General features: G+C 69.6%; 10 protein-coding genes and 1 pseudogene. 4 read left to right on the forward strand and 7 right to left on the reverse strand.

All coding sequences use genetic code 11. The features are described 5' to 3' along the window. The first annotated feature begins 61 nt into the window (after positions 1–61). Both ACPXY0_RS01880 and ACPXY0_RS01885 read left to right on the forward strand, forming a co-directional pair. Entirely contained in the window at positions 62–1,414 is a 1,353-nt protein-coding gene (locus ACPXY0_RS01880; RefSeq protein WP_423927935.1) for an aspartate aminotransferase family protein, read from the forward strand. Between the two features lie 184 nt (positions 1,415–1,598). Next, positions 1,599–2,684 carry a carboxypeptidase-like regulatory domain-containing protein gene (locus tag ACPXY0_RS01885; protein WP_423927937.1) on the forward strand — a complete coding sequence of 362 codons (1,086 nt, stop codon included), beginning with the start codon at positions 1,599–1,601 and terminating at the stop codon, positions 2,682–2,684. Positions 2,685–2,730: 46 nt separating this feature from the next. On the opposite strand, the gene ACPXY0_RS01890 is transcribed toward ACPXY0_RS01885, so the two are convergent. The 3 genes from ACPXY0_RS01890 to ACPXY0_RS01900 are packed head-to-tail and all read right to left on the reverse strand — an operon-like array spanning position 2,731 to position 6,456. Further along, entirely contained in the window at positions 2,731–3,780 is a 1,050-nt protein-coding gene (locus tag ACPXY0_RS01890; protein WP_423927939.1) for a peptidyl-alpha-hydroxyglycine alpha-amidating lyase family protein, read from the reverse strand. Then, positions 3,777–4,700, reverse strand: coding sequence for an acyl-CoA thioesterase II (gene tesB / locus ACPXY0_RS01895; RefSeq protein ID WP_423927941.1), 924 nt, complete (start codon positions 4,698–4,700; stop codon positions 3,777–3,779). Before tesB ends, ACPXY0_RS01890 begins: the two co-directional genes overlap by 4 nt. Positions 4,701–4,746: 46 nt before the next feature. Beyond that, positions 4,747–6,456, reverse strand: a complete 1,710-nt coding sequence (locus ACPXY0_RS01900) for an amidase family protein (RefSeq protein ID WP_423927943.1) — start codon at positions 6,454–6,456, stop codon at positions 4,747–4,749. A 110-nt stretch (positions 6,457–6,566) separates the two neighbouring features. Here ACPXY0_RS01900 and ACPXY0_RS01905 point away from each other — a divergent pair, with 110 nt between their 5' ends. Beyond that, positions 6,567–7,514, forward strand: a complete 948-nt coding sequence (locus tag ACPXY0_RS01905; protein ID WP_423927945.1) for a creatininase family protein — start codon at positions 6,567–6,569, stop codon at positions 7,512–7,514. On the opposite strand, the gene ACPXY0_RS01910 is transcribed toward ACPXY0_RS01905, so the two are convergent. The 4 genes and pseudogenes from ACPXY0_RS01910 to ppsR all read right to left on the reverse strand — a co-directional run bounded on the left by ACPXY0_RS01910 (position 7,486) and on the right by ppsR (position 12,776). Next, positions 7,486–8,439: an exonuclease domain-containing protein gene (locus ACPXY0_RS01910; RefSeq protein ID WP_423927947.1), complete on the reverse strand. Its 954-nt coding sequence runs from the start codon at positions 8,437–8,439 to the stop codon at positions 7,486–7,488. The genes ACPXY0_RS01905 and ACPXY0_RS01910 overlap by 29 nt on opposite strands. 58 nt (positions 8,440–8,497) lie before the next feature. Continuing rightward, positions 8,498–8,575 (reverse strand): annotated as a pseudogene (locus tag ACPXY0_RS01915) (hypothetical protein); the annotation flags it as partial. After that, a complete protein-coding gene (locus ACPXY0_RS01920; RefSeq protein ID WP_423927949.1) occupies positions 8,572–11,913 on the reverse strand; it encodes an amidohydrolase family protein in 3,342 nt (1,113 codons plus the stop codon). The pseudogene ACPXY0_RS01915 and the gene ACPXY0_RS01920, both read right to left, overlap by 4 nt. 26 nt (positions 11,914–11,939) lie before the next feature. Further along, positions 11,940–12,776, reverse strand: coding sequence for a posphoenolpyruvate synthetase regulatory kinase/phosphorylase PpsR (ppsR, locus tag ACPXY0_RS01925; RefSeq protein WP_423927951.1), 837 nt, complete (start codon positions 12,774–12,776; stop codon positions 11,940–11,942). A gap of 77 nt (positions 12,777–12,853) precedes the next feature. Here ppsR and ppsA point away from each other — a divergent pair, with 77 nt between their 5' ends. After that, complete coding sequence (gene ppsA / locus ACPXY0_RS01930) at positions 12,854–15,244, forward strand: phosphoenolpyruvate synthase (RefSeq protein ID WP_423927953.1); 2,391 nt, start codon at positions 12,854–12,856, stop codon at positions 15,242–15,244. Positions 15,245–15,251 lie beyond the last annotated feature (7 nt).

A 15,251-nucleotide genomic window follows, 5' to 3' on the forward strand; every position in this document is an offset into this window, starting at 1 on the left:
CCGTGCGAATCTCCGCGGGACAACGGTGGCGACGCGGGGGGCGGGCTCCCGGAAGGGCTGCATGACCCGAACGCGAGACGGAACTCATGGCCACACGCCCGGCCCAGACCCGGACGCTGCAGGAACTCGCCTCGGACGCGGCCGCGCGGTACACGGCCGCGAATCCCCTGAGCCAGGCCAGCTTCGAGCGCTCGACGGAGTTCCTTCCGGGGGCGGACACCCGCACCGTCAACCACTTCGCACCTTTTCCCGCCACGATCGTGCGGGGGGAGGGGGCGCCCGGCTGTTCGACCTCGACGGGCACGCGTACCTGGACTTCCTGAACGACTATACGGCGGGCCTCTACGGGCACTCGAATCCCGCCATCCAGGCCGCCATCGCGGAGGCGGCGAAGAACGGCCTCACGCTCGGCGGCCCGACCCCGAACCAGCAGGAGTTCGCGGAACTCATCTGCGGGCGCTTCCCGTCCGTCGACCGCGTGCGGTTCACGAACTCGGGGACGGAATCGAACCTCATGGCCGTCAGCCTCGCACGCGCGGTCAGGGGCCGGGACAAGGTTCTCGTGTTCGAGGGCGGGTACCACGGCGGTCCGCTGAGCTTCATGGGGCCGGATCGGCGTCTCAACCTTCCGTTCCAGTGGATCGTGGGGGAGTACAACGACGCGGAGTCGGCGCGGTCGCTGATCCATGCGCACGCCGACGAACTCGCGTGCGTCCTCGTCGAGCCCATGCTGGCCGGCGGTGGCTGCATCCCGGGGACCCGCGTGTTCCTGAGCGCGCTCCGGGACGCGACGGAACGCAGCGGTGCGCTGCTGATCTTCGATGAGGTGCAGACCTCGGGGCTGGCTCCGGGTGGACTTCAGGAGGCGCTCGGCATCCACGCCGACCTCACTACGTTCGGCAAGTACCTCGGCGGCGGGGCCTCTTTCGGAGCGTTCGGGGGGCGCGCGGATCTCATGGACCGGTTCGACCCGCGCCGCCCGGATCACTTCAGCCACCACGGGACGCACAACAACAACGCGGTCACCATGGCCGCGGGACTCGTCGGGCTGCGCGACGTTTTCACACCCGCGGTCGTCCGCCGGCTGACCCAGCGCGGAGATGCCCTTCGAGCCGCCCTCAACGGCGTCGCGGCACGGCTGGACGCCCCGGCCCAGGTGACGGGCCGCGGTTCGATCATGACCGTCCACTTCCAGCGCGAGCCGGTCCGCTGCCGCGCCGATACGGCCGCCACACCGCAGGCCGCCCTCGACCTCTTCCACCTCGAGATGCTGCTCGCCGGGTTCTGGGTCGCGCGCCGCGGCTTCACCACGGTCTCTCTCGCGCACGACGACGAGGACTGCGACGCGTTCGTCTCGGAGTTCGAAGCGTTCCTCGAACGGCACGCCGCCGCGATCGACGACGCCATCGCGTGACCCGGGCGCGCCATAGGTCGTCCTTGCCGTAAGCCGTATTCGCCCCTGGTCGTCCCGCCACGGCTCCAGGCAGCGAAAGGGACGCGGCGGAACTTGCTGGCGACACCCGGCGTAATGGAGCCGAAGGACCGCCGCGTCGTCATCGCGACGAAACAGGTTTCCCGATTCCGGAGCGCGGATGGTCATGGATCAGGTGATTTCCCGCAAAGCAGTTCGTCTGCGATTCGCGGCGCGGGGCGTGGCCCTCGCTTCGCTGGTACTGATGGCCGTTGCCCGCCCCGTCGCGGGTCAGGAACAGGCGGACTGCGACGGCCGGGCGTCGCTTCACATCCTCGTCACGGAGGAGTCGGGCCTGCTGCAGCTACCAGGCGCAACGGTGATGCTCCAATGGAGCGATGTGGTGCTCCGGCCGATACGCCAGCCGGCCGGAGCCGACGGGAGCTTCTCTCTCTGCATCCCCGAAGACGCGCAGGCCGCCACGGTGTGGGCGGAGTTCGGCGACGACTCGAGTGAAGAAGCGGTCGTGACCTTCGAACCCGGCACGGCGCAACAGGTCCACCTCCGCGTCCTGTTCGGGGAAGCGGAGCCGGGAAGGATCGTCGGCCGCGTTCTCGACGTGGCGACCGACCGGCCGGTGGCCACGGCCGCCCTCTCCATCGCCGGACGGGCGCAGGAGGTCCAGAGCGACCGTCAGGGCCGGTTCGCGCTCGCCGGCGTGCCCGCCGGAAATCACCAGATCGAGGTGCGGCGGATCGGCTACGCCCCCCTCCGATACCCCGTGACGGTGACCCGCGGCCTCACCACGGAACTTGAGATCGGCGTCGTGCCCGCACCCACGGAGATGGAGCCGCTCGTGGTCACCGCCGTCAGGCCGCGACGCCTCGAGATCGAGGGGTTCTACGAGCGCAAGTACTTCGGCGAACTGCTCAGCGGCGGCACGTTCTTCACGCTGGAGGACATCGACCGCCGGCGCCCCCTCCGGATCACCCACATGCTCGCCGACGCGCCCGGGATCCGACTCCGGTGCCCCGGCTCGGGCCGGCGTGGCTGCTGGGTCGAGAGTTCGAGGGCCGCGGCGGGCTTCACCTCCGGCGGCTGCGAACTCAGGGCGTATCTGGACGGTTCTCCGATCTCGGTCCGGGATCTCGACTCGCTCGTGCTGCCGGTGGAGATCGCCGGCATCGAGGTGTACCAGGGTGCGGCCGAGCTGCCGCCCGAGTTCGGGGGCTACGACGCGCGCTGCGGCGCCGTCGTGATCTGGACCAAATAGCAGCCCGTGGCGGTGCGGGGTTTCGCTACGCGCCGCCAGCCTCGACTCACCTCACGGGGACGTGCTTCTCGAGCATGCGGCGGCGCACGACGCCGCCGTAGACGTTCCCCTCCGAGTCCACGCCCACGGCCTCGGCGCCGCTGTGCTCCTCGGTCATCGACTCGATGTCCTCGATGAAGTACGAGATGGAGCCGTCGCGCGCGCTCCCGATGCGGATCCCCTTCTTCCAGCCGGGGTTGTCGGGGCCCCAGCTCTCGGAGTCGGCGACGTAGATCGTGTCGTCCTCGTCGATGAAGATCCCGCTCGGGCGGCTGAACTGCCGCCACTCCTCGAGGAACGTCCCGTCCTCCTGGAAGATCTGGATCCGGTTGTTCGCCCGATCCCCGATGAAGATCCGTCCCTGAGAGTCCCGGGCGATGGCGTGCGGCGTCCGGAACTGGCCGGGGCCCGAGCCGGGGCCGCCCCACGCGTCGATGAACTCGCCCTCGGGGCTGAAGCGGACCACGCGGTCGTTGCCCTCCCCGTGGCCCTCGGTGACGAGGAAGTCTCCCCCGGGGAGGACGAGGACATCCGTCGGCTGGTTGAAGACATCCGGGCCCTTGCCCGCCTCGCCGGCCTGTCCGAGCGTCAGCAGGAGTTCCCCATCCGCGCTGAACTTGAACACCTGGTGGCCGAGTTCCCCGTTCCCCCGCGCGTCCGTCGCCCAGACGTTCCCCTCGTAGTCCACGTGGAAGCCGTGGGGGTAGTTCAACAGGCCCGCGCCCCACGAGGCGAGCGCCCGGCCCGACATGTCGTACTTCACGATCGGGTCCTCGGGACGGTCCGCGCAGCTGTTCTCGAAGCAGCGGTGCATGACGTAGAGGTTGCCGTCGGGACCCTGCTCCACCCCCGTGACCTGGCCCCACTGCGTCGCGCCCGGGGGCAGTTCGGCCCACGGTTCGATGCGCTCGTAGGGGTTGGGCAGGTCGTTCACGGGCTCGACCCCGGCGTCCGCCTCCGGGCCGGGACCGCAAGCGCCAACGACCGCGACCAGCACCGTGAGGGCGACGGCCGCACCGATCCCGACCTCCGCGAACGTCCCCTGGAATCGCGTCATCCACCATCTCCCTGTTTCTCGTCTTCTGTCGGTCTGGGCCGGCCGCGCGAGCCCGGCCGGCCGCCGGTTCGGATCACGCCCTCCTGCGCGACGGAAGCCACCAGCTGACCGTCCCGGGTGAAGAACGTCCCCCGGGTGAACGCCCGCGCGCCGCTCGCGATCGGACTCACGGTCTCGTACAGCAGCCATTCATCAATCCGAAACGGGCGGTGGAACCAGATCGCGTGGTCGAGCGAGGCCCCCATCAGGTCACGATCGTAGAAGGTGCGGCCGTGCGGCAGAAGCGCCGCCCGCAGCAGCCCGTAGTCCGAAGCGTAGGCGAGCACGGCCTGATGTTCGAGCGGATCGTCCCCGAGGTCGCCCACGGCGCGAATCCAGGCGCACTTCATAGGGTCTGTAGGCACCGGCTCGAAGGGATCCATGGGCACGACTGGTCGCCGGTCGATCGGGCGGTCCTGCGTCAGAAGGTCTCGTCGCCCCTTCGGAATCCGGTCCGCGTGCCGACGGATGACGTCGAGCTGGGACTCCAGCTCTTCCGGCGGCGGCACGTCGGGCATCGTGGCCTGATGCGAGATGCCGTGTTCCTGCTTGTGAAACGAGGCGGACATGTTGAAGATCGCGCGCCCGTGCTGGATCGCCGTCACCCGCCGCGTCAGGAAACTGCGCCCGTCCCGCAGCCGGTCGACGAAGTAGACCACGGGGATGTCGAGATCGCCGGCGAGGATGAAGTAGCCGTGCAGCGAGTGCGCCTCGCGGTCCGGCGCGTCGATCGTCCGCCGCGCCGCGACGAGCGCCTGCGCGAGCACCTGCCCCCCGAACAGACGCCCGGACCCGATGTCGCGGTTCTGTCCCCGGTAGATGTTCTCCTCGATCGGCTCGAGGTCGAACAGCGCCACGAGGTCCTCGATTGTGTAGGGCATCAGCCCGTACTCTCGCGGGACCGGGGCGCTCCAGCCCGCCCGCGGCTCACCGGAACCCTTCCGGGGCCACGCGCCGCAGGGTGGCCTGCTCGAACGCGTAGGCGAGTTCGATGAGCCGCGGCTCGCTGCACGCCGACCCCGTGAACCCGACCCCGAACGGCGCGGGCCGGGCGTTGAAGCCATCGGGGAAGGGCCGCGTGGGCGCGTTGGCCACGAAACCGAACGGCACCACGATGTGCGGATACCGCGCCCGGGCGGCGAGCCCCGCCCCGCGGCTCCCCGGCGTGAAGATCGCGTCCAGATCGTATTCGGCCAGCACCGCGTCGATCCCTCGCGCCTGGCTGAGGAGCGAGTCCTTCGCCATGTCCACCGCGTTCCGCGCCCGGTCCGCCTCCACGTCCATCTCGTCGGAGATGTCGTAGCGCGACTGCTCGTATTTCATCGACCCCGCATCGCGGTGCGCGCGGTTCCATTCGCGAAGTTCGGTGAGCGTCGTCACGGGCGCCGACGGCCCGAGAGAGGCGAGCCATGCGTCGAAGTCCCGCTTCATCCCGTACTTGAAGTTCACGGAGCACCCCTCGTCCGCGCCCTTCGCCTGGTGTCCGCCGATGCACAGCGACCATGTGTTGAAGTTCCCGTCGGGATCCGGGTCGACGAAGCTCGGGATCTCGGCCGGATCCACGACGACGGCGCCCTCCGCCTCGAGCACCGCGACCGCCTCCGCCATGAGCGCGGCCGCCTCCTCGCCGAGTCCGCCGATCGACCGCCCCCCGACGTCCACCGGCTCGTGGTAGAAGGCCCGCGGGATCCCGATCCGCGCCCCCTCCAGCCCGTCGGCGTTCAGGAACGGCGTGTAGTCGCGCCCCGGTGGCGCCTCGCACCGCCCGGTGGCCGCATCGTTGGGGTCCGGTTCAGCCCCCTCCATGGCCCCGAGCATGATCGCCGCGTCCGTCACCGTTCGGGCCATCGGCCCCGCCATGTCGTGGTCGAGGGTGACGGGGGCCACGCCCCAGCGGCTGACCCGCGCCATCGTCGGCCGGATCCCCACCAGCATGTTCGCGTTCGAGGGGCTGATGATCGACCCGCCGGTGTCCGTGCCGACGTTCGCCGCCCAGAAGCTCGTGGCCGTCCCGATCCCCGAACTCGAGCCGCCCGTCGACAGGGCGGGGCGCCCGTCGTCGCGGCCCTCCCGCGGGTCGCGGCGCGGGTCGTACGGGTTGAGGCCGTAGCCGGTGAGCGCGTTGTAGTTGCCCGGCATCTGGTTCGGCGGCCCGGCCATGAAGTTCGCGAACTCGGTGAGCCCCGCCTTGGCGATGATGATCGCGCCCGCCTCGCGCAGGTTCGCCGTGAGCGTGGCCTCGTACGGCGGATAATAGCCCTCGAAGGCGAGCGAGCCCCCCGTCGTCGGGATGTGCGTCGTGTGGATGTTGTCCTTGAGGGCGACCGGAATCCCGTGCAGCGGCCCGCGCACGTTCCCCGCCGCGCGTTCGGCGTCGAGCGCCTCCGCCTCCTCGAGCGCGTTCGGGTTGATCGACACGGCCGCGTTCAGCTGCCACTCGTAGCGGGCGATCCGCGCCAGGTGCTCCATGACGAGCTGCCGCGACGTGAGCCGCCCGCTCTCCATCGCCGCCCGCATCTCCGGAATCGTCGCCTCGACCACATCGAACGGGGCTGCGTCCGCGGAGGGGGACTGGCAGCCGGCGAGGGCGGCCGCCAGCGCGACGATGGTCAACGAGACGCGTGGGGCCGGCTTCATGGGGTCCTCCGATGTCAGGGGATGTCCGGGACTCTGACGCGTACCTTCAACCTCGCCGTATAGTACGGAGCGTCCGCCGTCCGCCGCAGCCTCGACCCTGGGAGACCGCCGTGTTCAGCCAAGCCGCCCGCGACCGCCGCGCGACCGCCTCCGCGCTCTTCGCCCTCGCCGCCGTTAGCGGACCACCCATCCACGCCCAGGACCTCGACGCCCCTCGTCCGATCGACGCGTTCGACACGGTGTGGATCGAGGAGATGACGTGGATGGAGGTGCGGGACGCGCTTGCGGAGGGGATGACGACCGCGATCGTCGGCACGGGCGGCGTGGAACAGAACGGGCCCTACCTGGCGAGCGGCAAGCACAACTTCGTGCTCCAGGCCACAGCCGAGGCGATCGCGCGCGAACTCGGCGACGCGCTCGTCGCCCCCATCATCAAGCTCGTCCCGGAGGGGAGTATCGACCCCCCGAGCGGACACATGCGCTACCACGCGACGATCAGCGTCCGGCAGGAGACGTTCGAGGCCATGCTCACGGATGTGCTGGGTAGTCTCGCCGCGCACGGGTTCGAGAACCTCGTCCTCATCGGAGACAGCGGAGGGAACGTACGCGGGATGGAGAACGTGGCCGCCGCCCTCAACCGCGCCTGGGCCGACCGCCCGGCCCGCGTCCACTTCATCCCCGAATATTATACCGAAGACATTTACAGCTGCGACTTTCTGAAGGAAGAACTGGGGATCTTCCAGCAGCCCGACGAGTGCGTGGCCACCCGCAACGAGTACCACGACGACTACCACTATTCATCGATCATGGCGACGGTGGATCCGAACACGATCCGCGCGGATCAGCGGATGGACGCCGGACTCTTCTCGATCAACGGCGTCGACCTCTCACCGGTCGAGCGCATGATCGAAAACGGACGGAGGCTCGTGGACTACCGCGCCGACATCACCGCCCGCGCCATCCGCCGCGCCATCGGGGAAGCGGCCGGCGGGGGCGGTCGCGAACCCGACCGACCCTGGCCACCAACCGCTACTCCGGGGCGGAGGCTTGGCGCATGAAGCTGCCGACCCGCATCAGAGGGATGCCGTAGCTGCGCGCCTTCCGCGCCTTCCCGGATCCCGTCGCGAGGTCGAAAACGACCAGGAGATCGCACCCCTTCTTCGTGACGCTCGCAACCGGCTGCAATCCGGCTCGCGCGGCGCACCTCTGCGGGTAGTCCCTGGTGAGTGGGCGGCCCCGGTACGCCCCCGAACCGCTGAAACAGACGCGCGCGCCCAATGGCAGCCCGGTGAAGCGCGGCAGCTCGGTGGGAGAAGGGATGTCCGCATGCTCAATGTTCAGCGCGGCCGCGACCCGCTTCATGAGAAGATGTTCCGCCTCGACGTGAGCTGCGGACAGTCCCAGGTCCTCCGCCAGCCGGGCCATCTCCTCGCGCTCCGCCGGTGTGATCTCGTGGTCGTCCAACACCCAATCGAGCGCGTCCAGATAGGCGACGATGGCCTCGTCGCAGTACGGGTATCTGGCCTGCGACACCATACGCACCATGCCGCTGTCCTCCTCCCCTGCGGGTGGCCTGCGCAGCGTCCTGGGGTTGGGCGCGCCGTCGATATAGCCGATGCGGCACGGGACGGTGCCCCCCGGGCGGCCGCATCCGTCCTCCGGATGAAGCGTCCGCAGCAGCTCGGCCGTGGCCCGGGCGTCGGCCAGCGCACGGTGCGCCTGCGAGAGCGGAATCCCATGGCGGCGGCACGCCAAGCCCAGCTTCTCGGACATCATCCTCAACGTGCAATGTCCCGTCCCGGTGGAGAACGTCGTTCCGAGCCGGTTGAACTCCTGGTCCAGCATCCTTGCGTCGAAGGAGAGATTGTGCGCGACGAGGACGGTGCCGTGCAGCCGGCGCGCAAGGGTGGCGGCGATCTCCCCAAAGGTCGGCGCGGCCTCGACCATGGTCGGCGTGACGCGATGGATGTCGGTTGGGCCCACGTCGCTCCGGGTTGAGGAGGGTGTCGAACTCGTCCACGACGTTACCCGCTTCCGTGTCCATCTGGACGACCGCGATCTCCACCAGCCGGTCATACCGGCCGAAGCCCGTCGTCTCGCAATCGACGACCGAGATCATCGGTTGCGGTTCCAGTAGTCGGTGGAGCGGTCGTCACTCCTGAGGGCGTCTTCGTCCACCCAGTAGTGGTCGCCGAACGGTTTCGGATTCGGCCACACCTCGTCCAGCGTGTCCGCGTCGTAGACGATCCCGTCCTTCACCACGAGGCGGAGGTCGGTCGTGTTCCGGATGTCGTCCAGCGGGTTCGAGTTGAGGACGATGAAGTCCGCCAGCTTGCCCTCGGCGAGCGATCCCGTCTCGTGTTCGAGGCCCAGGAAGTGGGCGCCGTGGATCGTGCCGATCTCGATCCCCGTCATCTCGTCGGTGCCCGCCGCGGCCATCCACACCTCGTAGTGTGACCCGAGGCCGTGCAACTGGCCGTGTGACCCGATCGCGCCCCAGCCGCCTTCCTCGATGATGTCGCCGAGGCCGCGCGCGAGGAGCGGGAAGCTGTAGTCCGTCTCCGGCCGCAGCATGCGGCGCCGGGTCGAGGGGATGAGCATCCGCCACGGGAGCCAGCGTCGCATCTTCTCATCCTTCCATACTTCGTACGTCTGGAAGAAGTACTCCTCGTTCCACGCGCCCGAACCCCCGACCATGAAGGTGGGGGAGTACACGGCGTCGGCCTGGCCGAAGAACTTCGCCACGTCGCGGTACAGGGGCATGTAGCTCATCGGGTGCTCCCACCCGGTGTGGCCGTCCATGATCATCCCCATGTTGTACTCGACGTCGCCGCCCTCGGCGGTCACGCGCATGCCTCGCAGCCGGGCCGCCTCCGTGACCCACTGCCGCTGGTCGCGGCGCGGCTGCATGTACTCCTTGATCGATACGGCGCCCCACGACATGAGACGCGCGACGTTCTGGTCGGCGACCTCGTAGCTCGTGATCTCGTTCTGGCGCGCCCCGTCGCCCGAGTAGACCGGATCCCCGGTGCTGTAGGTCCGCGGGCCGATCATGGCGCCCGCCTCGACGAGTTCGGCGGTGGGGAAGACGTTCGACGACCACTGCGAGTTGTCGAGCGTCGTCGTGATCCCGTACGCCATGTAGATCGCCGACTCCCAGTTGCGCTGGGGGATGACGCCCTCGTGGTCGCGATGGTGGTGCGCGTGCATGTCGATGAGACCGGGCATGATCGTCGTGCCGGCCGCGTCGATCACGTGGTCCACGCCCTCCGTCGCGCACTCTCCGATGCAGGCCAGCCGTCCGTCACGGACGACGATGTCGCCGCCCTCGATGACCTGATCATCCTCGACCGTGATGATCCGGGCGCCCGTGAAGGCGACGCTCCCGCGGGCGATGTGGCGCGGGAGTTCGAGGTCGATCGCCGTCTCGTCCGTCGCGCCGGTGTCGACGCGGTGCGTGTAGAAGCGGGGGCCGCTCACGAACTCGAGCGTGTTCGCGTCGCGCCAGCGCGGGTGGATGCCGCCCTCGAGGCTGACCTGCGTGACCGGAAGCTGCCCGTTCCGTTTATCGATGCGGACGGTGTTCGACCCGGTCCCGCTGTACGGGAAGGGCATCCTGTAGACGTTGTCCCCCTCCTGGAAGGCGAGCCACGCGCCGTCCGGCGAGACGGCCGCCTCGTCCGCGTCCGGCAGCGTGAAGTGCACCCGCCGGTCACTGCCGTCGAGGCGGATGGAGGCGATCTCGGTCCCCGCCGGCTCGTCGTCCGCCGGACCGACCGCTTCCGGATAGAAGAGCCGCCCGTCCGGGCCGAACGACGCCTGCGAGATGGGCCGACGAGGCATGAGCGGGCGTCCCCCGCCATAGGGCCGGGCGACCTTCGTGATCAGCGTCGCCTCGCCGCCCCCGGCCGGCACCCGCACGAACTCGTAGAACTGGTTGCTGGCCACCGTCCGCCCGTGGCTCGTCGCCCCCGACCCCCGGGTGACGACGATGTCGCCCCCGTCGGGACTCCACACGGTATGGACGTATTCCCCCGCGCGGGTCGTGAGCCGCTGCGGCTCGCCTCCATCCGCGGGGATGCGCCACACGTGCCCCTGCTCGACGTCGGCCCAGCTCGTGAACGCGATCGAACGGCCGTCCGGCGACCAGGACGGCGCCATCTCGAACGGCGCGAACGACTCCGGGGTCAGCCGCCGCGGCGTCCCCTCGGGCAGGTCCATGACCCACACCCGCCCCACCGCCTGGAAGGCGAGCCGGCTCCCGTCCGGCGACGAGGCGGTCCAGCGCGGAAACTTCACCTTGAACGTCTCGCCCAGCGCCATCTGCGGCCGCCCCGCCATCTCGGAGATCGTGCGCTGCACGCGGGCGGTGAAGGGGATCGTCGTCACGGCGCCGTCGAGGTCCACGCGCCGGATCTTGCCACCGGCGGAGATGACGATCGACTGCGAGTCCTCGGACCAGCTGTACCCCGGCAGGTCGCGGGACACCTTCATCCCCTCCGCCATGTCCACCTCGATCGGGTCCATGAGCACGCGCTCGTCCCCCGTCTCGAGATCGCGGAGCCACAGCGCCGTGCGGGGCCCGAAGCGGAGCCCCTGATGCGAGATCGTGCCGTCCGGAATCCGGCGCGCGAAGGCGAGCCAGCGCCCGTCCGGGGACGGCTCCGGCGCGATCGCCCCGCCGCTCGAGGTCTGTCCCTGCTGCACCATGATGCCCGAGGTGATCTCGTCGACCCGACCCGTCTCGAGGTCGAGGCGCCGGATCTGCTTGTGCCCCTGCATCACGTCGGTGCGTCCCGACCACGTCCCGGGGGGAGCCGTGCGAATCTGGAAGTAGAGCGACGCCCCATCGCGGGAGAACGCGGGCCACGCGGCGCCCGAATAGTCCGAGCCCACGAGCTGCACCCCTTCGCCGCCGTCGCGCGAGTACATCCACAGGCCCGGTCCGGCGCCCCCGCCCCCCCGGCCCGTCGAAGCCCGCCGCACGGCGATGAAGCGCCCGTCCGGACTCCACGCGGGTTCCCAGGCCCGCAGCCCCTGATCCTCGAACACGGGGCGCGGGTTCGACCCGTCCGCGTCCATCAGCCACAGGTTGCTCTGCCCGCCGCGGTCCGAGATGAAGGCGATCGTCGACCCATCGGGCGAGAGGCGCGGGTGATAGTTGACGGCCACGCCGCTGTTCTGCGTAAGAACCGTCGCCTCCCCCCCCGTGACGGGGAGTCGGTAGATGTGGCCCAGAAGGTCGAACACGAGCCACTCGCCGCCCGGCTCGAGGTCGATGGAAATCCACGTCCCCTCGTCCGTCGTGAAATCGATCTCGCGGGTCTCGCCACGCGGCGCGGTCACGTCCCAATCGGCGGCCGCGTCGGCTTCCTGGGGAAGCGCGGCGGCCGTCGCCGGTGTCGCGCCGAGGACGAGGAAGGGCAGCGCCAGCAGGCGGGTGATGGACGAACGCATGGTGCAACCTCCGGTCGGGGGGTGAATCACGAGGTGGTGCGTCGCTCGAGCCGCGTCGCGTCGAGGATCCGGCTCGCCAGTTCCTCGATCGAACAACGCGTCGCATCGACGAACGGAATGTCGAGTCTGTCGAACAGGGCCTGAGCCTGACGGACTTCGAAGCTCACCTGGCGGGGCGAAGCGTAGCGGCGGCCGATCCCGCGCGCGCTGCGCAACTCCCCCAGGCGCCGGGGTTCGATGGTGAGGCCGTAGAACTTGTCGCGATACCGGGAGAGGGCAGGCGGGACCCGCCGCCCCTCCAGATCGCTGCCCGTGAGGGGATAGTTGGCGGCGAACACGCCGTACTGCAGCGCCAGATACAGACAGGTCGGGGTCTTGCCCGACCTCGAGACGCCCACGAGGACGACATCGGCCTCCTCGTATCCGTCCGGGCTCGAACCGTCGTCGTGCGCGAGCGCGAAGTTCATCGCCTCGATGCGGCGGTCGTATTCCCGGTAGTTCTGAATCCCGTGCGAGAGGCCCATCGCGTGCTGGGACGTGCGGCCGAGTTCCTGTTCGAGCGGGCCGAGGAAGGAGTCGAAGAAATCCAGAAAGAGCGCGTCGGTGCGCCCGACGATGGCGCGCACCGTATCTCGAACGTCTTCCTTCACCAGCGTGCTGAAGACGATCGGAGGCGACCCCTGCGCCCGCGCGGCGGCGTTGATCTTCCTCGCGACCCGTTTCGCCTTGTCGACGGTGGACACGAATGGTACGGTGATTTTCGTGAAGTCGAGAGCGTCGAACTGGGCGATCAGGCTTTGGCCGAGCGTCTCGGCCGTGACGCCGGAATGGTCGGAGACGAAGAAAACCGTTCGCTGGGTCATCGTACGCTGATTCTCCGGCTTCGATCCACCTGAGACAACCGTCCAGGGTCGTCGGGAGGCCGGGGTTGGGAGTCGCCGTGTCCGGGTACATCGCACCCTTTGAGTCCATCGGGCTGTCCGATCTCGAATCGGTCGGGGGAAAGAACGCCTCGCTCGGCGAGATGATCTCCCACCTCTCCGCCGCGGGAGTGGACGTGCCCGGGGGCTTCGCGATCACCGCGCAGGCGTACCGGGATTTCCTGTCGGGTGAACTCGGCGACCGCATTCACGAGACGCTCGACGCGCTGGATGTCGAGGATCTCGCAGCCCTCGCCTCCGCGGGCCGCGAGATCCGGGCCTGGATCGCCGACACGCCGCTCCCGCCGGGACTCGCCGCCCGGATCGAGGGGGCGTACCGCGAACTCGGCGGCGGGGCCGGCGCCGACGCGTCCGTGGCGGTGCGCTCCTCCGCCACCGCCGAGGATCTCCCGGAGGCGTCGTTCGCCGGGCAGCAGGATACCCTGCTCAACGTCCGGGGCGTGGACGCGGTCCTGCGGGCGGTGCACGAGGTCTACGGCTCGCTGTTCAGCGACCGCGCGATCGCCTACCGCGTCCACCAGGGGTTCGCCCACCGCGACGTCGCTCTCTCCGTCGGGGTGCAGCGCATGGTGCGCGCGGACCTGGGCGCGAGCGGCGTGATGTTCACGCTCGACACCGAGTCCGGGTTCCGGGACGTCGTGTTCATCACCAGCGCGTACGGGCTCGGCGAGACGGTCGTGCAGGGGAGCGTGAACCCCGACGAATTCTACGTCTACAAGCCCGCGCTGCGGGCCGGCCGCCACGCGATCATCCGCCGCAACCTGGGAAGCAAGGCGATCAAGCTCGTCTACGCGGGGGTCGGAACGGCCTCGGGCTCCGCGTCCGGCGGGACGGCTCCGGCGGTCGAGACCGTCGAGGTGCCGGAGGAGGATCAGCGTCGCTTCTCCCTCACGGACGACGAGATGCACGAACTGGCCCGGCAGGCGCTCCTCATCGAGGAGCACTACGGCCGGCCGATGGACATCGAGTGGGCCCGCGACGGGGTCGACGGCGGGCTGCGCATCCTGCAGGCGCGCCCGGAGACCGTGCAGAGCCGCGTCGGCGGCGTCATCACGCGCTTCACGCTCAGGGAGCAGGGGCGCGTGCTCGCCGAGGGCCGCAGCATCGGCGCCCGGATCGGGGGCGGTCCGGCCCGCGTCATCGAGTCCGCCTCCGAGATCGGGCGCTTCCGGCGCGGCGATGTCCTCATCACCGACATGACCGACCCCGACTGGGAACCGATCATGAAACAGTCCGCGGCGATCGTCACGAACCGCGGCGGCCGCACCTGTCACGCGGCGATCATCGCGCGGGAACTGGGCATTCCGGCCGTGGTGGGCTGTGGCGACGCGACGACCGCGCTCGCCGACGCCGGCGACGTGACGGTGTCGTGCGCCGAGGGCGATGCGGGCTACGTCTACGAGGGGATGCTCGACTACGAGGAGGGCGAGATCGAAATCGGGGCGATGCCCGAGATCCCGGTCAAGATCATGCTCAACGTGGGGAATCCCGACCGCGCGTTCGACTTCGCCTCGATCCCGAACCACGGGGTGGGCCTCGCCCGGCTCGAGTTCATCATCAACCGCATGATCGGCGTCCACCCGCAGGCGCTGCTCGAGTTCGACGAACTGCCTCCGGAGCTTCAGGAGGAGATCCGCGTCCAGCATGCGGGCTACGCGGATCCGGTGGAGTTCTACGTCGAGAAACTCACCGAGGGGATCGCGACCATCGCCGCGGCGTTCGCCCCGGAGCCGGTCATCGTGCGCCTCTCGGACTTCAAGTCGAACGAATACGCGGACCTCATCGGCGGCCGGCGGTACGAGCCGTACGAGGAGAATCCGATGCTCGGCTTCCGCGGCGCCTCCCGCTACGTGTCGGAGAGCTTCCGGCCCGCCTTCGAGCTGGAGTGCCGGGCGCTGCGCCGGGTGCGGGGCCGGATCGGACTCGACAACGTGTGGGTGATGGTCCCCTTCGTCCGCACCGTGGCGGAGGCCCGGGCGGTCGTCGACCTCCTGGCGGAGAACGGCCTCGCCCGCGGCGTGGATGGGCTGCAGCTCATCATGATGTGCGAGCTTCCCTCCAACTCCCTGCTGGCGGACGAGTTCCTCGAACACTTCGACGGGATGTCGATCGGGTCGAACGACATGACCCAGCTCACCCTCGGCCTCGACCGGGACTCCGGCCTGATCGCCGACATCTTCGACGAGCGCGACGCCGCGGTGAAGGCGACGCTCACGATGGCGATCCGGGCCTGCACCCGGGCGGGCAAGTACATCGGCATCTGCGGCCAGGGCCCGTCGGACCATCCCGATCTCGCGCGCTGGCTCGTGGAGGAGGGGATCGAGAGCATGTCGCTCAACCCGGACACGGCGGTCGAGACGTGGATGTTCCTCGCGGGGGAGGAAGTCTGACGCCGGG

Source organism: Candidatus Palauibacter sp. (assembly GCF_965237495.1).
Taxonomy (GTDB): Bacteria; Gemmatimonadota; Gemmatimonadetes; order Palauibacterales; family Palauibacteraceae; genus Palauibacter.